This is a genomic window from Ruegeria sp. BHSB058 (genome assembly GCF_059613285.1).
Window position 1 is genome coordinate 14,814 of sequence record NZ_JBXWSF010000024.1, and the last position, 17,940, is coordinate 32,753.

The following is a 17,940-nucleotide window of genomic DNA, read 5'->3' on the forward strand; positions in this document are numbered from 1 at the left end:
ACCGAGACGCCAATGCATGTCGTCTTTCGCGAAAGCCACGGTCTGGAAGAGACCGAAACACCGACCGATCTGGGCCAGAGCCCGGGCGATCTGGTGGTGCTGTCCTTTTCCGACAGCGACCTTGGCGCGTTCGCGGCGGGCTGGCATCGCGGCGGCGGAGCCGAGGGGCGGATGCCGTCATTGCGGCTGGCAAATCTGTCGGCGCTTAAGCATCCGCTGTCGGTCGATACCTATGTCGAACAGACGCTGGAGGGGGCCAAGGGCATCCTGATCCGGCTTATAGGCGGCGTGCCGTACTGGTCTTACGGGCTGCAGCAGGTTCATGCGCTGGCGCAATCGAAAGGGCTGGCGCTGGCTGTTCTGCCAGCGGACGGGCGTGAGGATACCCGGCTGGACGACTATTCCACCCTGCCGGTCTCGACCCTGCGCCGCCTTGCGCATCTGTGCGATACCGGCGGCGAGGTGGCGGCCCAGGCCGCGCTGGCACAGATGGCGCTGGCGACGGGATTGTATGCCGGACCGGTGATGGGGTCCAAAGCGCTGCCCGAATGCGGCGCGTGGTGCCCGGACCAGGGGGTAATCGCGGCAGAGACCGCCTTCGAAGATGGCAAGCCCCGCATCCTTGTCACGTTTTACCGCGCCTATCTCAGCGCGGCTGACACGGCGCCGATCGCCGCCGTGATCCGCGCGTTCCGAGCCCGCGGATATGATGCCGTCGGTCTGTTTGCACCGTCGCTGAAAGCGCCCGCATCGGCCAAATGGCTGGCAGAGCAGGTTGCTTCGCTGACACCTGCGGCCCTCGTCAACGCCACCGCCTTTTCCGGCAAGGGCGGCGGAGGCACATCGCCTCTGGATGCCGCGGGGGTACCGGTTTTTCAGGCCATGCTCGCCACCTCGAACCGCAAGGCGTGGGACGAGGCGGAACGGGGTCTGTCGCCTGCGGACCTGGCCATGCACGTGGTGCTGCCCGAAGTGGATGGCCGCATCACCGGCAGCGTGATCTCGTTCAAGGAGCCGGGGCAGCGCGACGCGCATCTGCAATTCGCACGTGCAATGCACGCACCCGAACCCGACCGGATCGGGGCGCTGGTGGATCGGGTGTCGGGTTGGCTTTGCCTGACGTCGAAACCCAAGGCAAAACAAGTGCCGGTGCTGGTGCTATCGACCTATCCCGGCAAGGACTGGCAGATGGCCCACGCGGTGGGACTGGATGCTCTGGCTTCGGCCGAGGCGATGCTGGAGGACCTGCGCGGCGAGGGGTATGACACCGCGCCGGCAGAGCCCATCGCCGATACCCTGCTTGACGCGCGGACAAGCTGGTCTTTGACAGATTACCGCGCGGCCCTGTCCACCTTGCCCGCTTCGCTGCGGCAAGATCTGGAGACCGTGTGGGGCAAGGCCGAAGACGACCCGGCTTTTGCCAACGGCGCCTTTCATTTTACTGCCCTGCGGCGCGGCAAGGCGATTGTCGCCCTGCAACCCGAGCGCGGCACGCCCGAGACGCGCGACGATGAATATCACGATCTCAGCCGGACGCCGCGCCATTCCTATGTTGCCTTCTACCTTTGGCTGCGCCATGCGGCGGGGGCCGATGCGCTCATCCATATCGGCGCGCATGGAACGCTGGAATGGTTGCCAGGAAAGTCGGTCGCGCTGTGCAAGGCCTGCTGGCCCGAGGCGCTGATCGGCGGTTTGCCTGTGATCTATCCCTTCATTGTCAATGACCCCGGCGAAGCGGCACAGGCCAAGCGACGCATCGGCGCCGTCACGCTGGGCCACGTACCCCCGCCGCTGCGCGAAAGCGGCACGCCGGATAGGATGGTGCGGCTGGAGTCGCTGTTGGACGAGTTTTCCAACGCCGACGGGCTGGATCCAAAGCGCCGCGACCGTCTGCAATCGGACATCCGCGACGAGGCACGGGTCATCGGGCTTGAGAACGATCTGGGCCTTGATCGCGCCACCAGTACCGCCGAAGCAATCACCCGGATCGACCGCTTTGTCTGTGACATCAAGGAAAGCCAGTTCGGTGACGGGCTGCACGTCTTTGGCCGGGTGCCCGAGGTGGCAGGCAATTTCGATATCACAGCGTCTGCCCATGCCGAGCGCGCCGCCTTGCTGGCCGCGCTGGCGGGCAAACGCATCGAGGCCGGCCCGTCGGGATCACCCTATCGCGGGCGTTCGGACGTGCTGCCTACCGGGCGCAACCTCTACACTACCGATCCACGCTCGGTGCCCACGCGGGCGGCCTATGCGCAGGGGGTGAAACTGGCCGAAGAACTGGTGCGGCGGCATCTGCAGGAAGAAGGCGATTACCCCAAAGGGTTGATCGTCGATCTGTGGGGGTCGGCCACCATGCGCACCGCCGGCGAAGAGTTTGCCATGGCCTTGCACCTGTTGGGCGTCAAACCGGTCTGGGATCAGGGATCCGAACGGGTATCAGGCATCGAGGTGCTGCCGATCACCGATCTGGACCGCCCGCGACTGGATGTGACCCTGCGTGTTTCGGGGCTGTTTCGCGACGTTTTCCCGACGCTCTCGGCGCTGTTCGGTCAGGCGGTGCGTGCGCTGTGCGCAAGGGACGAGGCGCCGGACTGGAACCCCTATGCCGGTCAGGAACCTGCGGCCCGTGTCTTTGGCCCCGCGCCGGGCAGCTACGGGCTGAACATGACGCATCTGTCCGAGACCTATACGGACGAGGCCCGCGCAGAGGCCGGGCAGGCCTGGCTTGACGCAAGCTCCTTCGCGCTGGAGGGCGAGCATATCGCGCACGATCGGGATGGCATCACGGATCGCGTCGCAAAGGCCGACAGTTTCGTTCACTTGCAGGACCTGACCGAAACCGATCTGCTGCTGGCCAACGACTATGCCACGCACGAGGCCGGGTTCGCGGCGGCCAAGAAGGTCACCGGTGGCAGCGCCCGGCTGTATCATCTGGACAACACCAACCCCGAAACCCCGCGGGCTCGAACCCTGCCCGAGGAAATCAGCCGCGTTGTTCATGCCCGCGCCGCCAATCCCGGCTGGATCGCAGGGATGCAGCGACACGGGTTCCGAGGCGCGGCCGAGATTGCGGCGACATTGGATCACATGGCCTCGTTCGCGCATCTGTCGGGCACCGTCGCGCCGCATCTGTTCGACCTGTATCACGACGCGACACTGGGCGACCCCGAAGTCGATGCCTTTCTGCAGGATGCCAATCCGCAGGCCCACAAGGCGATGCATGACCGGTTCCGGGCGCTTTTCGACGCCGGGTTGTGGAACACCCGGCGCAACTCGATCCGTGCGGATCTGGAGGGGCTGAGATGAGCGCGCCCATCGTCCAGGGATGGTGCCCCGGCGCGCACCGGCCGATGATGTCCGGGGACGGGTTGGTGGTGCGCGTGCGGCCCCGACTTGCGCGTCTTGAGGCCGGGCAGGTTCTGGGCCTGTGCAAGGCGGCGGACCGATATGGCAACGGCACGATCGACCTGACCAATCGTGCCAACCTGCAACTGCGCGGCGTGGCCGAGGCCGATCATTCGGCCTTGCTGGATGACTTGGCGGCGTTGGGCCTGCTGGATGCGGAACCGGGCATTGAGGTTCGGCGCAATATCCTTGTCACCCCGCTCTACCGTGAGAGAGACCTGACGGCACGGTTGACCCGAAAATTGATCGACCGGTTGGCGGACCTGCCCAGATTGCCTGCGAAGTTCGGGTTTGCCGTGGACACCGGCCCGGACCGCCTGCTTTCTGGTGACTCGGCGGATATTCGGTTGGAGACCGGACCAGATGGCCTGATCCTGCGCGCTGATGGTGCCGATACGGGGCGTGTGGTGCCGGAAAGTGAGGCCATCGACAGGCTGATCGAACTGGCCCGCTGGTTCGCGGACAACCACGGCCAGGAGACCCGCCGCATGGCGCGGCTGGTCGCAGCTATCCCTTTGCCACAGAAATGGCAGGGTGCGCGGCCGGGTCCGGTTGGCAAACGGATGCAACCGGGGAATACCCCGCTTGGCCCGGTTTGCGGCGCGGTCTTTGGTCAGCTGCCTGCAGCCGAACTGGCCCGCCTGATCGTGGACAGCAAAGCCCCGGCCCTGCGCGTCACCCCTTGGCGACTGATCCTGCTGGAAGGCGGGGAGGCGATCCGCGCTCCGGACTTTGTCACCCGGGCCGATGACCCGTTACTGACAACCGATGCCTGCCCCGGCGCGCCGTTCTGCCCGCAAGCGCAGGCTGAGACCCGCGCCATAGCCCGCACGCTGGCCCCGCGCGTCACTGGCAGCCTGCACGTTTCGGGCTGCGCAAAGGGCTGTGCCCGGATGAGCGCGGCGGATGTGACACTGGTCGGAAATGACGGAACATTCGATATCGTAAAACATGGCCGCGCGGGAGATGAGCCCTGTCAGCGTGGCCTCAGCCCCGAAACACTGAAGAGCATGGACCTGACCTGATGCCCTATGAATACGAAACCAACGGTGCGGCGATCTATAAGCAATCCTTCGCCACGATCCGGTCCGAGGCCGACCTGGCCCGGTTTGACGCCGACGAGGAACAGGTCGCGGTGCGGATGATCCACGCCGCCGGTATGGTCGGGCTTGAGGAATTTGTACATTTCTCGCCCGGCTTCGTGCAGGCTGCGCGCGCCGCACTGGAAAACGGTGCGCCGATCCTGTGCGACGCGCGCATGGTGTCGGAAGGTGTCACCCGCTTTCGCCTGCCCGCCGAAAACGAGGTGATCTGCACGCTGCACGACGAGCGCGTCCGCCCGCTGGCAGAGGAAATGCAGAACACCCGCTCGGCGGCGGCGCTGGAGCTGTGGCGGCCCGTGCTGGAAGGCGCGCTGGTCGCAATCGGGAACGCGCCCACGGCGCTTTTCCACCTGCTCAACATGCTCGAAGATCCCGACTGCCCCCGCCCTGCCGCCATCATCGGCTGTCCAGTGGGTTTTGTCGGTGCGGTCGAATCCAAAGATGCCCTTTGGGAGGCGCAGCCGGTGCCGTCCTGTATCGTCAAGGGCCGTCTGGGCGGCAGCGCCATCACGGTTGCGGCCATAAACGCCATCGCAAGCAGGGCAGAATGAAAATGGGAACCATATATGGCGTGGGTCTGGGCCCCGGCGACCCGGACCTGATGAGCGTCAAGGCCGACCGCCTGTTGCGCGGGGCACGGCACGTCGCCTATTTCCGCAAGCCGGGCCGTACCGGGCAGGCGCGCAAGATCGTCAACGGCATGATTTCGGGCGATGCGGTGGAATTTCCGATGGAATACCCGGTGACCACCGAAATCCCGGTGACCGATCCACGTTACAACGAGCTTTTGGCGGCGTTCTACGAGGATTGCACCAAGCGGCTGAAGGAGCTGTCTGCTCAGGGCGAGGATGTGGTTGTTCTGTGCGAGGGCGATCCGTTCTTCTATGGCTCTTTCATGCATCTTTACAATCGCTTGCGTGATCAGGCCCCGGTCGAGGTTGTGCCCGCGATCACCGGCATGTCAGGGGCCTGGACCGCAACGGGCGATCCGATCACCTGGGGCGATGATGTGCTGACGGTTCTGGTCGGCACCCTGCCCGAAGAGATGCTGGCCGAGCGCATGGCACAGACCGATGCGCTGGTGGTGATGAAGATCGGGCGCAATATCGACAAGGTGACACGGGCGCTCAAGACCTCCGGGCTCTATGACCGGGCCTGGATCGTGGAATACGCGCAGATGCCGAACCAGACGGTGACCAAGCTGAGCGAGGCCTGCGACAGGATCACGCCATATTTCTCGATCATCATCGTCCACGGTCACGGGCGGCGGCCATGAGCGGCTGGGTCAAGATCGCAGGCCTTGGGCCGGGCAACGAGGCGCTGATCACGCCCGAAGTGACCGAGGCGCTGGCCGAAGCGACCGATGTGGTGGGCTATATCCCTTATGTCGCACGGCTGGCCGAGCGCGCAGGGCTGACGTTACACGCCAGCGACAACCGGGTCGAAATCGACCGTTCGCAACATGCGTTGCAGATGGCGGCGGAAGGCAAGCGGGTGGTGGTGGTGTCCTCGGGCGATCCCGGCGTGTTCGCAATGGCCGCGGCCGTATTCGAGGCGATGGAAAATGGCCCTGTGGAATGGCGCGATCTCGATGTCTCGGTAATGCCCGGCATCACCGCGATGCTAGCGGCCTCGGCCCGCGCCGGTGCGCCCTTGGGCCACGATTTCTGCGCCATCAACCTCAGTGACAACCTCAAGCCGTGGGAATTGATCGAAAAGCGCCTGCGTCTTGCGGCGCAGGCCGATTTTGCCATGGCATTCTACAATCCACGCTCGAAGTCCCGGCCTGAAGGTTTTGCAAAAACGCTGGAAATCCTGCGCAAGGAATGCGAGCCAAAACGCCTGATCCTGTTTGCCCGCGCCGTATCACGCAAAGACGAAGCTCTGCGCATCTCGACCTTGGCCGAGGCGACACCGGAGATGGCGGATATGCAGACAGTTGTCATAGTGGGATCTTCGCGCACGCGGATCATCGAAAGGCAAGGCACGCCAATCGTTTACACGCCGAGGTTCACCCCGGAATGAGCCAACCAGTCCACAACCTGCGCCACATTCGAAAACTCGGTCCGCTGCGGCAGAGCGGGACGATCGATCATCAGCACCGGCAGGCCCAGTTCGCGCGCGGCGTCGAGCTTGGCGCGTGCGCCAGAGCCGCCGGCGTTCTTGGACACAACAAGTTCGGTGCCGTGGCGCCGCATCAGGGCCAGGTCATCCGCAAACGTGAACGGGCCGCGCGAGACCACCACGTCGCAATCGGGCAATGGCAAAGCGCCGGGTTGGTCCACCAGCCGCAGCAGATAGCGATGCTGGGGCTGGGCGGCGAAATCTTCCAGATGCATGCGGCCCACGGCAAGAAAAACCCGTCGAGAGGCGCCCGAAAGAGCGCCAACCGCCGCCGCGATATCGGGAACGTGGCGCCAATGATCGCCGTCTTGAGATTGCCATTCAGGGCGGGTCAACGCCGCCAGGGCGGCACCGGTTTCGGCACAGGCAGCAATTGCGTTGCGGCTCATTTGCGCAGCAAATGGGTGGGTGGCGTCGATCACGTGCGTGATGCCATGATCGTGGATAAAACGAACCAGCCCCTGAGAGCCGCCAAAACCGCCGACGCGTGTTGGCAGGGGTTGCGGACGGGGGGTCTCCACGCGGCCCGCGTAAGAATACGTTGCGGTCAACCCGAGTTCTGCGACGGCTTTGGCCAGCGCATTGGCCTCGGTCGTGCCGCCAAGGATCAGGAGATGGGACATGAGTGACGCTCCGTGGCTGACCGTTCTGGGTTTGGGCGAAGATGGACTGGATGGACTGACACCGGCAACCCGTCAAGTGCTGGATGCGGCGCAGGTCGTCATGGGGCCGCCCCGCCATTTGTCGCTGATCCCGGAATCCGGGGCCGACCGAATTGAATGGCCGGTGCCGTTTTCCGCCGGCCTGCCGCTGCTGCAAGGCTTGCGCGGGCGCCGCGTCGTGGTGCTTGCCTCGGGCGATCCGTTCTGGTTTGGAGCCGGTTCGGTGATCGCCCGACATTTCGATGCCGGTGAATGGACCGCCATTCCAGGCCAGTCGACCTTTTCCCTGGCAGCGGCGCGTCTGGCCTGGCCCCTGGAAGACACCCTGACATTCGGGCTGCATGCCGCGCCCCTGACACGTCTGCGCCCGCATCTGGCGCGGGGGTTGCGGGCGATTGTCCTGTTGCGCAACGGCGCTGCGGTGGCGGAACTGGCGACTTACCTGACCGAAACCGGCTTTGCCGACACCACGCTGCACATCCTCGAAGCGTTGGGTGGCCCGCGCGAGCGCATGCAGAAAGCCACGCTGACCGAAGCCTTGCTTGGCACATTCGCACATCCGATATGTGTCGCGCTGGAGGTGGCGGGCGCGGGTTTGGGCGTGCCCATGGCATCCGGAAAACCAGACGATATTTTCGAGACCGACGGGCAGATCACCAAACGCCCCGTTCGGGCGCTGACGCTGTCGGCGCTGGCGCCACAGCGGGGCGAACACCTGTGGGATATTGGCGGTGGCACAGGCTCGATCAGCATCGAATGGCTGATGTGCGATCAGACGCTGACCGCCACCACGATCGAACCGCGCGCCGACCGGGCCGACCGCATTCGCCGTAACGCCGACGCGCTAGGACAGGACCGCCTGAACGTGGTGCATGGCACCGCGCCGGATGCGTTGAGCGGATTGCCCAGACCGGATGTGGTTTTCATCGGCGGAGGGCTGAGCACCGCGCTTTTGGATTGGCTTGCCGCGAACCTGTCCAGGGGCACTCGGCTGGTCGCCAATGCGGTGACGCTGGAAAGCGAGGCGCTGCTGGCGCAGTGGCATGACAAGCTGGGCGGCGATCTGCTGCGGATCGAACTGGCGCAATCCGCCCCGCTCGGGCCGCGACGGGGCTGGAAATCGGCCTATCCGGTAGTTCAATGGAGCGTGACGCTATGATCGTTGCGGGGCTTGGATTTTCATCGACGGCAACGGCTCAAAGCCTGCGCGACGCCTATGACCGGGCCACCAAAGGGCAAACCGTCGCAGCCTTGGCAACGGTGGCGGACAAGGAGGGCCATCCTGCCCTGATCGAATTTGCCGCAACCTCTGCCCTGCCCCTCTATTTCGTTGCGCCTGCCGATCTGAGCGGCCAGCGCACGTTGACCTGCTCGTCCCGCAGCCGCGCCACTTATGGCACCGGAAGCGTGGCCGAAGCTTCTGCCCTCGTCGCCGCCGGAACAGGTGCCCGACTGGTTTCACCCCGACAGATCTCGACCGACCGCCTGGCCACCTGTGCGGTTGCAACTGGAGAGCCTAAATGACCGTTCACTTCATTGGCGCCGGACCGGGCGCCGCCGATCTGCTGACCCTGCGCGGGCGCGATATCATCGCCTCGTGCCCGGTCTGCCTTTATGCCGGGTCGCTGGTGCCCGAAGAAATCCTGGGCCACTGCCCCGAAGGTGCAAAAATCGTCAACACCGCGCCGATGGATCTGAATCAGATCATGGCCGAGATCGAAATCGCCCATCAGGCGGGCCACGATGTGGCGCGGCTGCATTCTGGCGATCTGTCGGTCTGGTCCGCGATGGGCGAACAGATCCGCCGCCTGAAACAGTTGGGCATTCCGGTCAGCGTGACGCCCGGCGTTCCTTCGTTTGCAGCCGCGGCGGCGGCCTTGGGCACCGAGCTGACCCTGCCCGGTCTGGCGCAATCGGTGGTGCTGACCCGCACGCCGGGCCGCGCCTCGTCGATGCCCGCTGGCGAGACGCTGGAAAACTTTGCCCGCACCGGCGCGACGCTGGCCATTCACCTGTCGATCGGCAATCTGGACAAGGTCATCGCCGATCTGGCCCCGCATTACGGAGCGGATTGCCCGGTGGCCGTGGTCTATCGCGCCAGCTGGCCGGACCAGCGAATCATCCGCGCAACGCTCGACACCCTGAAAGAAGCGCTGGACGCGAGCATCTCGCGGACCGCGCTGATCTTGGTGGGGCCAGCGCTGGCCGGCGAAGGGTTTGACGAAAGCTGCCTCTATTCCAAGGAATACGACCGGCGCTATCGCCCGCAGAGCGCGGACAGCCCGTGGTCGAGCTGGAGTCATGGCGATGACTAACCCGCCGGGAGTTCTGATTTCGGCGCCCTCGTCGGGTACCGGCAAGACGACGGTGATGCTGGGCCTGCTCAGAGCGCTGGCCGAGGACGGGCTGACCGTTCAACCGTTCAAGAGCGGGCCGGATTACATCGACCCGGCCTTTCACCGCGCGGCGGCGGGGCGTTCCTCGTTCAACCTGGACAGCTGGGCGATGGGCGAACCGCTGCTGGGCGCGATCTCGGCCCAGGCCGAGGGTGCGGACATCGTGGTGGCCGAAGGGTCGATGGGCCTGTTCGACGGCGTTGCCAAACCGGGCGAGCTGGGCCATGGGTCGAGCGCCGAAACCGCACTGCGGATGGGTTGGCCGGTGGTACTGGTTCTGGATGTGGGCGGTCAGGCGCAATCGGCGGCGGCCACGGCGCTGGGGTTCCGGATGTACAACCCTGACCTGCCCTTTGCCGGGGTGATATTGAACCGCTGCGCCAGCCCCCGACATGAACGCCTGACCCGGTTGGGGATGGAGCGTGCGGGTCTGCCGGTGCTGGGCGTACTGCCGCGCCGGGGCGATCTGACCTTGCCTGAACGGCATCTGGGCCTGATACAGGCGGTTGAACACCCCGATCTGGAAAGCGCGATTGCCGGTTACGCGGCGTTTTTGCGCGAACATGTGGATCTGGAGGCAATCAAGGCGGCGGCTTCATCAAGTCCGCAAGGGTCCTCGGCGTCGGCGCTGCCATTTCCCCCGGCGCAGCGCATCGCATTGGCGCGGGACGAGGCCTTTTCCTTTACCTATCCGCATTTGTTGGAAGGCTGGCGCGCGGCGGGGGCCGAAATCCTGCCGTTTTCTCCGCTGGCGGATGAGGCGCCGGCGGCGGATGCCGATCTGGTCTGGCTGCCGGGTGGTTATCCCGAATTGCATGCTGGCAAGCTGGCAACAGCCGACACGTTCCTGACCGGTCTGCGCAAACATGCCGAGACAAAGCCTGTACACGGTGAATGCGGCGGTTACATGGCCCTGGGCGAAGCACTGATCGACAAGGATGGGGTAGGCCACAAGATGGCCGGGCTGTTGGGTCTGGTCACGTCTTATGAAAAACGCAAGTTCAATCTGGGATACCGCAAGGCGCGTCTGATTGCGCCGATACCCGGACATGGCGCGGGCGCAATGTTGCGCGGGCACGAGTTTCACTATTCGTCGATTGTCGACCAACCGGACGCGCCGCTGGCGCAGGTCTTTGACGCTGAAGGGGTCGAAGGCCCTCAAACCGGCTCGGTACGCGGCAACGTTACCGGCACCTTTTTCCACCTGATTGCGGAGGCTTCGACATGAGCGGCTTTGTCTCTTTCATCGGCTCCGGTCCCGGCGATCCGGAACTTTTGACGCTCAAGGCGGTGGACCGGCTCGGCAAGGCCGACGCGGTGCTGTTCGATGATCTGAGCAGCGGTCCGATCCTGACACACGCGCGCGAGGATGCCGATCTGGTCGGTGTCGGCAAACGCGCCGGTCGCCCCTCGCCCAAGCAGGACCATGTCAGCCGTCTGCTGGTCGATTATGCCCAGACCGGACAGCGTGTCGTACGGCTGAAATCCGGTGATGGTGGTCTGTTCGGTCGGTTGGAGGAGGAAATCGTCGCCCTGCGCGAGGCCGGTATCGACTATGAGATCATTCCCGGCATCCCGTCGGCCATCGCGGCGGCGGCGGCGGCGGGCATTCCGCTGACCCGCAGGCTGACGGCGCGGCGGGTGCAGTTCGTCACCGGCCATGATGTCAGCGGCAAGCTGCCTCAGGATCTGAATTTACCTGCCTTGGCCGATGCTGGCGCGACCACCGTCGTTTTCATGGGCAAGCGCACGTTTCCATTGCTGGTCGAGGCGCTGAATGTCCACGGGCTGCCGCTCGACACCCCGGCGCTGATGGCCGAATCCGTGTCGACGCCGGACCAGAAACTGCAACGCGCAACGATCGGAGCATTGGCGGAGCAACTGAAATCAGAGGTCGGCACCGCCCCCGCCCTGATCCTTTACGGCCCGTTGGCGGAGTTCGGGGATGTATGAGCTGAACCTGATTGGCATCGGCACCGGCAATCCCGATCACGTCACGTTCCAGGGGGCAAACGCGATACGGGCGGCGGACCTGATCCTGATCCCCCGCAAGGGCGAGAACAAGGCCGATCTGGCTGGACTGCGGGAGGAGATCATCGCGCAGGTGGCGGACGCGGCACCTCAGATCGCCTATTTCGATATCCCCAGGCGCCGCGCCGATAATGGCTATTTGCGCGGCGTGGACGAATGGCACGACGCCATCGCACTGCGCTGGCAGGAGACGATCGCCGGGTTTCCGCAGGCCCGGCAGGTGGCGCTGCTGATCTGGGGTGATCCGTCGCTTTATGACAGTTCGCTGCGAATTGCGTCGCGGCTGGACCCGCAGCCGGTCACACGGGTGATTCCCGGCATCACGGCGCTGCAGGCACTGACGGCCGCCCATGCGATTCCGATCAACGACATCGGCGCGCCCTATGTCGTCACGACCGGCCGCCGCATCCGGGACGAGGGCTGGCCTGACGGTGCCGACAAGGTTGCGGTCATGCTGGACGGCGAATGCTCGTTTCAAAGCCTTGATATGATGGCGTTCGACATTTGGTGGGGCGCGTATGTGGGCATGAAGGAAGAAATCCTGGTCAAAGGCCCTCTGGCGGACGTTGCGGACAAGATTCTTGAAACCCGTGCCCGGGCACGCGCCGATCATGGCTGGATCATGGACATCTATTTGCTGCGCAGGCGCGAAAAATGACCGAATGGGTCGCAAATGGGAATTGCGCGAACGACTGCATCGCGGCTAAATGAAAGGGTCTGGTCCTGCCGGAGAATTCCGGTGCTAAGAGGGAATTTGGTGCGGCCATCCCGGTGGTCAAATCCAAAGCCGCCCCCGCGACTGTAAGCGGTGAGCTTCTGTTCAACCAGCCACTCCCGGAACTGTCCCGGGGGGAAGGCGAACAGAGGCACCGACCCGCAAGCCAGGAGACCTGCCAGGCAAGAAACGAAACACCGGCCGTCGGGTGCGGCGGCTCAGGAGGACTAAAATGACGACCAAAACGCTCAAGGCATCTGCTGCCGGTTCGGCCATCCTTCCGGCTCTGTTTGCTGTTGTTCTGGGTCTGGGGATCATCACCCTGACCGGCCATGTTCAGGCATCCGCCCTGCACGACGCCGCTCATGATGTGCGCCACTCAACCGGCTTCCCCTGCCACTGACCCATGTTCAGTCGCATTCTGACCAGCGCGTTGTTCGCTGGCGCTGCAGCAGGGCTGATCACCGCCCTGCTGCAGCTCGTATTTGTGCAGCCCGTCCTGCTTCACGCTGAACTCTACGAGTCCGGCGAATTGGTGCATTTCGGAGCAGCCGCCGTTTCGGCACATCCGGATCTGCCGGGGTTCGACCTGATGCGCGATGGGCTGAGCATCGTGTTCACCATGCTGACCTATACCGGCTATGCGCTGGTGCTGGTGGCCCTGATGTCGATGGCAGAACGGATGGGCCATGAGGTCAATGCCCGCACCGGCATCCTGTGGGGGTTGGCGGGCTTCATCACTTTCCACTTCGCGCCCGGACTGTCCTTGGCGCCTGAGGTGCCCGGTGTGGCCTATTCCGACATCACCGCGCGCCAGATCTGGTGGACCGGAACCGTGGCAGCGGCAGGTGTCGCCATGTGGCTGATCGCGTTCGGTGGCAATCTGATCAGCTACCTGATCGCGACCGTGCTGCTTTTGGCGCCGCACCTGATCGGAGCCCCCGAACCCGACAGCTTTACCGGCCCGGTTCCGACCGAACTGGGCGCCCTGTTCGCGGCGCGCGCCTTTGGTGTCGGTATGGCCGCCTGGGTTCTGGTGGGCACGTTTGCCGGATATTTCTGGCAGGCCGAAGGAAAACGCGCCGAAGCCAACGCGTAATCGTTTGCTGATGCATCCCGCCGGGCCAGACGCCCGGCGGGATTATTTATATCAAAAGGATTCGAGATGTTCCGATCTCTCGCACTTTTCGGCATCGGCCTGATCTTTGGCGCTGGCGCAGGTTTCGTGACGGCGGCGGGTTATGGCGTGACATTTGAAGGCCACGATCACGGCGACCCGGCCCAACACGGCGAAGCCGGTTCACATGATCATGCCACAACCATAAATTTTTCATCGGGCGCGGACGCACCGGGACTTGAGGTCATGCTTGCCAAGGATCCGATGGCCGGTTGGAATCTGCATGTCATTCCGCGGAATTTCCGCTTTTCCCCGGAAAATGCCTCGCTGGCGGACAGGCCGGGCGAAGGCCATGCGCATGTCTATGTCAATGGTGCCAAGCTGGCGCGCCTTTATGGCGAGTGGATGCATATCGACGAATTGCCCAAAGGCGAGGTCGAGATCGAAGTCTCTCTGAACGCCAACGATCACAGCCAGCTGACCGTGGATGACGTGCCCGTCGCCGCCTCGGTCGCGGTTCAGGTCGACTGAATCGCCGGTATCCGCGCGCGCAGGCACAGGCGAAGCCGCCCGCATGGTCGGGCGTCTTCGATCCAGCCCGAGGCGCTGTCCAGATAAGTCTGGCAAGTGGCGGCGATGTCGTCAGCATCCTTGACCGGATCAAGGTCGGAAAAGACATACGAGGCCAGTCCCTGCCCCTGCAACCCCAGGGCAACCGGTTGCTCGCATGCGCTGAAACAGGCGTGTTGCGTAAGTTCGACCCGATCGGAAAGCCCGGCCTTTGCAAGCGCATCTGTCACGGCATCACGCTCGGCCTCGCGATCCCGCGCTCCAAGGCAGCTGGAACAGATCAGCAATCGAATACGTTGGGTGGTCATGTATGGCCCATGCTTGCGTCGGGCCGTTATTGCGGGTTTCGACCTGCATGCGCAAGCCGGGTTTGATCGGATGGACACGGGATTGTGACACCGGACATATGCAAAATCTGGCATCACAGTCTTGTCAAACCAACCGGAGCTGGAACGATGAAACGTCTGTGGACAATCCTTTGCCTTGCCGCCCTGCCCGCTTGGGCCGGTGATCTGGAACCCCGCGAAGGATGGGAAGTTCATCAATCTACCAAGACCTATGAAGATCTTGTCTCCGACACCGCGGCGGCGATCAAGGGCAACGGCCTGATCGTAGTGACGCAGGCGGGGCCGACCAAGGCTGCGGCGGCGCGCGGCATCACCATCCCCGGCAACCGTGTCATGGGGGCGTTCAATAACGACTATGCCGTGCGCGTGCTGGAGACATCGACGGCAGCCATGATCGAGGCGCCGATCCGTTTCTACGTCACAGAAAACGCGGACGGTACCGCAACGCTGTCCTACAAGACGCCAAGTTTCGTCTTTGCGCCCTATCTGGACGAGGGCGGCGATGAACTGGCCGCCATTGCACAGGAATTGGACGGAAAGTTCCAATCCGTGGCGGAATCGGCAGTAAAATAGTCACACCGGCGTGAAGGCGCTTGCACCTTCCTGCTCACTCCGCAATCTGCCTGTCGAAAACGAACGGAGCGTTTGAGATGCAGGAAATCGTGCCCCGCGCAGCGGATCTTTTGGCAAGACGGCTATACGAGGCCGGCTGCCGCCACGCCTTTGGCATGCCGGGCGGTGAGGTTCTGACCCTGGTCGACGCGCTGGAACAGGCTGGGATTCAGTTTCATCTGGCCAAGCATGAAAATGCTGCCGGGTTCATGGCCGAGGGGGTCCACCACCGCGACGGCGCGCCCGCCATTCTGGTTGCTACATTGGGTCCGGGCGCGATGAATGGCATCAACGTGGTCGCAAATGCGTTTCAGGACCGGGTGCCGATGATCGTGTTGACTGGCTGCGTCGATGCGGATGAGGCGCTGACCTATACGCATCAGGTGATGGATCACGCGCAGGTCTATCGCTCGATCACCAAGGGAACCTTCATGCTAACGCCCAACGGGGCCGACATCGTTGCCGACAAGGCGGTTTCCTTGGCAACCCAGGCCCGCCCCGGCCCGGTGCATATCGACGTGCCGATCTCGGTGGCCGATGCGCGCGTTTCGGTTCCGAGATTGCGGCGGCTGGCCGCTGCCGCGCCGGTGACGCCGCAGGGAACCTGCCTGGAAAAGGCCCGCCACTGGATGGCCGAGGCCGAGCGCCCCGTTGCGATCATCGGCCTCGATACGCTTTATGACGGGTCGCACCGGGTACTCAGGGCATTTCTTGAGCATTTCGGAATTCCTTTTGTCACCACCTATAAAGCCAAGGGCATTCTGCCCGAGGATCACCCGTTGTGTCTGGGCGGTGCCGGGTTGTCGCCGCTAGCGGACAAACACCTGCTGCCACTGGTGGAAAAATCCGACCTGATTTTCTGTATCGGTTATGACCCGATCGAAATGCGCCCCGGCTGGCGCGAAGTTTGGGACCCGAATGAACAGCGCGTCATCGACATCTCGGCGGTACAGAACGATCACTATATGCATCAGGCGAGCCTGAGTTTTGTCGCCGACACCGCAGCGACGCTGGAAGCAATGGCCAAGGGCGTCCCGGCACGAGAGACTTGGCCGGACGGCAACCCGGAGCAGGTGCGCAAGGCACTTGCGCTGGCTTTCCCGTCCGACGACGAATGGGGGCCTGCAGCCGTCATCGCCGAGACGCGCGCTGTCATGCCCGGCAATACGCTGGCCACGGCCGACAGCGGCGCGCATCGCATCCTGCTGAGCCAAATGTGGGAATGCTTCGAGCCGCGCGGGCTGATCCAGTCTTCGGCGCTGTGCACCATGGGCTGCGCCGTGCCGATGGCGATCGGGCTGAAACTGGCCGAACCGGATCGACCGGTGATCAGCTTTTCCGGCGATGCCGGTTTCCTGATGGTGGCCGGAGAGTTGGCGACCGCCCGCGAAATGGGTGGAAATCCGATCTTTCTGGTCTTCGTCGATGCGTCGCTGGCACTGATCGAGTTGAAACAGCGCGGCCGTCAGATGGCGAACCGGGGCGTGGATTTCGAACACCACGACTATGCCGCGATGGCGCATGCCTTTGGTGGGTACGGCCACACCGTGCATAACCGGGCCGAGTTGCGGATCGCGCTTGAGGAAGCCGTGCAAGCGGACCGGTTTACGGTCATTGCGGCGGAAATCGAACGGGGGGGCTACGATGACCGTATCTGAAGGACCGCTGACAGGCGTCAAGGTGCTGGACCTCAGCCGCATTCTGGCCGGCCCTACCTGCACCCAGTTGCTGGGGGATCTGGGCGCAAACGTCATCAAGATCGAAAACCCCGCGACCGGGGGCGACGATACCCGTCAATGGGGGCCTCCCTATGTCGAGGATGGCGAGGGAAACCGCAGCGACCTCAGCGCCTATTTCATGTCCGCCAACCGAAACAAGAAATCCGTGGCCATCGACATAGCAACGCCCGAGGGGCAGGTGGAAATCCGGCGGCTGGCAGCGCATGCCGATATCCTGATCGAGAATTTCAAACCCGGCGGGCTGGCGAAATACGGTCTGGACTATGACACGCTGTCCAAAGATCTGCCCGGTCTCGTTTACTGTTCCATTTCCGGCTATGGGCAAACCGGGCCGAACTCGGCCAAGCCGGGATATGATCTGATGGCGCAAGGCTATGGCGGGATCATGTCATTAACCGGCGAACCGGACGGCGCACCGATGAAAGTGGGCGTCGGAATCGCCGACGTGATGTGCGGGATGTACGCCACCGTCGGCATTCTGGCAGCTCTGCGGCACAAGGAACGCACCGGTGAAGGACAACAGATCGATCTGGCGCTGGTCGACGCGCAGGTTGCTTGGCTGATCAACGAGGGCGTGAACTATCTGACATCGGGCCAGGTTCCGCAACGGCGCGGAAACGGGCATCCGAACATCGTACCCTATGACGTGTACGAAACTTCGGACGGGCATGTAATCCTTGCCGTGGGGAACGACAGTCAGTTCAGACGGTTCTGCGGTTATGTCGGGCTGGACGCCCTGCCCGACGACCCACGTTTTGCCACCAATCCGGCGCGGCTGGAAAACCGCGATGCGCTAAACGCGTTTCTGCGACCTGCCTTGGTGCAACGGCAGACCGCGGATGTCATCACCGGCCTTGAGGGATTGAAGGTTCCGGTTGGTCCGGTCCGGTCGCTGGATCAGGTTTTCAGCTCGGATCAGGTTGCGGCCCGGGACATGCAGATCGACATGCAGGCGGTGCCCGGCGAGGTGCATCTGATTGGCAATCCTCTGAAGTTTTCGCGTACACCGGTGAGCTATCGCCACGCCCCGCCGGTTTTCGGAGCTGACACAGATCGCGTTCTGAGTGCCGATGACCCATTCAAAAACTGAAACACATCACGCCCGATAAGCAGGGGTTT

19 protein-coding genes and 1 riboswitch are annotated in these 17,940 nt (G+C 63.7%); of the genes, 17 read left to right on the plus strand and 2 right to left on the minus strand.

Translation table 11 applies throughout. The annotated features are described in order from the left end of the window. The first annotated feature begins 12 nt into the window (after positions 1 to 12). Genes cobN through cobJ form a run of 5 tightly spaced genes read left to right on the plus strand, consistent with a single transcriptional unit; the run spans position 13 to position 6,533 of the window. A complete protein-coding gene (cobN, locus tag AC2FNB_RS08485) occupies positions 13 to 3,306 on the plus strand; it encodes a cobaltochelatase subunit CobN (protein ID WP_496745667.1) in 3,294 nt (1,097 codons plus the stop codon). After that, positions 3,303 to 4,430, plus strand: a complete 1,128-nt coding sequence (gene cobG / locus AC2FNB_RS08490; RefSeq protein ID WP_496745669.1) for a precorrin-3B synthase — start codon at positions 3,303 to 3,305, stop codon at positions 4,428 to 4,430. Before cobN ends, cobG begins: the two co-directional genes overlap by 4 nt. Continuing rightward, complete coding sequence (locus AC2FNB_RS08495; RefSeq protein ID WP_480751303.1) at positions 4,430 to 5,059, plus strand: precorrin-8X methylmutase; 630 nt, start codon at positions 4,430 to 4,432, stop codon at positions 5,057 to 5,059. Before cobG ends, AC2FNB_RS08495 begins: the two co-directional genes overlap by 1 nt. Then, positions 5,056 to 5,784 (plus strand): precorrin-2 C(20)-methyltransferase, encoded by a 729-nt coding sequence (locus AC2FNB_RS08500; RefSeq protein ID WP_480751302.1) that lies wholly within the window; start codon positions 5,056 to 5,058, stop codon positions 5,782 to 5,784. The genes AC2FNB_RS08495 and AC2FNB_RS08500 overlap by 4 nt, the downstream gene beginning before the upstream one ends. Beyond that, positions 5,781 to 6,533, plus strand: coding sequence for a precorrin-3B C(17)-methyltransferase (cobJ, locus tag AC2FNB_RS08505; RefSeq protein WP_496745671.1), 753 nt, complete (start codon positions 5,781 to 5,783; stop codon positions 6,531 to 6,533). Before AC2FNB_RS08500 ends, cobJ begins: the two co-directional genes overlap by 4 nt. On the opposite strand, the gene AC2FNB_RS08510 is transcribed toward cobJ, so the two are convergent. After that, positions 6,506 to 7,255: a cobalt-precorrin-6A reductase gene (locus AC2FNB_RS08510; protein ID WP_496745673.1), complete on the minus strand. Its 750-nt coding sequence runs from the start codon at positions 7,253 to 7,255 to the stop codon at positions 6,506 to 6,508. The two genes, cobJ and AC2FNB_RS08510, sit on opposite strands and share 28 nt — an antisense overlap. Between AC2FNB_RS08510 and cbiE the strand changes: the two genes are divergently transcribed. The 9 genes from cbiE (at position 7,254) to AC2FNB_RS08555 (ending at position 14,084) form a co-directional block, all read left to right on the plus strand. After that, positions 7,254 to 8,453 carry a precorrin-6y C5,15-methyltransferase (decarboxylating) subunit CbiE gene (gene cbiE / locus AC2FNB_RS08515; protein ID WP_480751298.1) on the plus strand — a complete coding sequence of 400 codons (1,200 nt, stop codon included), beginning with the start codon at positions 7,254 to 7,256 and terminating at the stop codon, positions 8,451 to 8,453. The two genes, AC2FNB_RS08510 and cbiE, sit on opposite strands and share 2 nt — an antisense overlap. After that, positions 8,435 to 8,818, plus strand: a complete 384-nt coding sequence (locus AC2FNB_RS08520) for a cobalamin biosynthesis protein (protein ID WP_496745675.1) — start codon at positions 8,435 to 8,437, stop codon at positions 8,816 to 8,818. Before cbiE ends, AC2FNB_RS08520 begins: the two co-directional genes overlap by 19 nt. Next, complete coding sequence (cobM, locus tag AC2FNB_RS08525) at positions 8,815 to 9,609, plus strand: precorrin-4 C(11)-methyltransferase (RefSeq protein ID WP_496745677.1); 795 nt, start codon at positions 8,815 to 8,817, stop codon at positions 9,607 to 9,609. The genes AC2FNB_RS08520 and cobM overlap by 4 nt, the downstream gene beginning before the upstream one ends. Beyond that, positions 9,596 to 10,918 carry a cobyrinic acid a,c-diamide synthase CobB gene (locus AC2FNB_RS08530; protein ID WP_496745679.1) on the plus strand — a complete coding sequence of 441 codons (1,323 nt, stop codon included), beginning with the start codon at positions 9,596 to 9,598 and terminating at the stop codon, positions 10,916 to 10,918. The genes cobM and AC2FNB_RS08530 overlap by 14 nt, the downstream gene beginning before the upstream one ends. Next, a complete protein-coding gene (gene cobA, locus AC2FNB_RS08535) occupies positions 10,915 to 11,643 on the plus strand; it encodes a uroporphyrinogen-III C-methyltransferase (RefSeq protein WP_496745681.1) in 729 nt (242 codons plus the stop codon). The genes AC2FNB_RS08530 and cobA overlap by 4 nt, the downstream gene beginning before the upstream one ends. Beyond that, entirely contained in the window at positions 11,636 to 12,379 is a 744-nt protein-coding gene (gene cobF, locus AC2FNB_RS08540) for a precorrin-6A synthase (deacetylating) (protein ID WP_480751290.1), read from the plus strand. Before cobA ends, cobF begins: the two co-directional genes overlap by 8 nt. A gap of 43 nt (positions 12,380 to 12,422) precedes the next feature. Beyond that, positions 12,423 to 12,633, plus strand: a riboswitch (cobalamin riboswitch). A 35-nt stretch (positions 12,634 to 12,668) separates the two neighbouring features. Then, positions 12,669 to 12,839, plus strand: a complete 171-nt coding sequence (locus tag AC2FNB_RS08545) for a CbtB domain-containing protein (RefSeq protein ID WP_480751289.1) — start codon at positions 12,669 to 12,671, stop codon at positions 12,837 to 12,839. A 3-nt stretch (positions 12,840 to 12,842) separates the two neighbouring features. Beyond that, complete coding sequence (locus AC2FNB_RS08550) at positions 12,843 to 13,535, plus strand: CbtA family protein (protein WP_496745683.1); 693 nt, start codon at positions 12,843 to 12,845, stop codon at positions 13,533 to 13,535. Between the two features lie 66 nt (positions 13,536 to 13,601). Next, positions 13,602 to 14,084: a hypothetical protein gene (locus tag AC2FNB_RS08555; RefSeq protein ID WP_496745685.1), complete on the plus strand. Its 483-nt coding sequence runs from the start codon at positions 13,602 to 13,604 to the stop codon at positions 14,082 to 14,084. Here the strand turns inward: AC2FNB_RS08555 and AC2FNB_RS08560 are convergent. Then, the gene (locus AC2FNB_RS08560) at positions 14,072 to 14,431 is read right to left on the minus strand and encodes a DUF1636 family protein (protein WP_496745687.1); all 360 of its coding nucleotides are present in this window, start codon (positions 14,429 to 14,431) and stop codon (positions 14,072 to 14,074) included. The two genes, AC2FNB_RS08555 and AC2FNB_RS08560, sit on opposite strands and share 13 nt — an antisense overlap. A 147-nt stretch (positions 14,432 to 14,578) precedes the next feature. Here AC2FNB_RS08560 and AC2FNB_RS08565 point away from each other — a divergent pair, with 147 nt between their 5' ends. From AC2FNB_RS08565 to AC2FNB_RS08575, 3 genes are all read left to right on the plus strand, one after another. Continuing rightward, positions 14,579 to 15,043 (plus strand): DUF302 domain-containing protein, encoded by a 465-nt coding sequence (locus AC2FNB_RS08565; RefSeq protein ID WP_480751282.1) that lies wholly within the window; start codon positions 14,579 to 14,581, stop codon positions 15,041 to 15,043. Between the two features lie 77 nt (positions 15,044 to 15,120). Then, complete coding sequence (locus tag AC2FNB_RS08570) at positions 15,121 to 16,740, plus strand: thiamine pyrophosphate-binding protein (protein ID WP_496745689.1); 1,620 nt, start codon at positions 15,121 to 15,123, stop codon at positions 16,738 to 16,740. Continuing rightward, complete coding sequence (locus AC2FNB_RS08575; RefSeq protein ID WP_496745691.1) at positions 16,727 to 17,911, plus strand: CaiB/BaiF CoA transferase family protein; 1,185 nt, start codon at positions 16,727 to 16,729, stop codon at positions 17,909 to 17,911. The genes AC2FNB_RS08570 and AC2FNB_RS08575 overlap by 14 nt, the downstream gene beginning before the upstream one ends. The last annotated feature ends 29 nt before the right edge of the window (positions 17,912 to 17,940 follow it).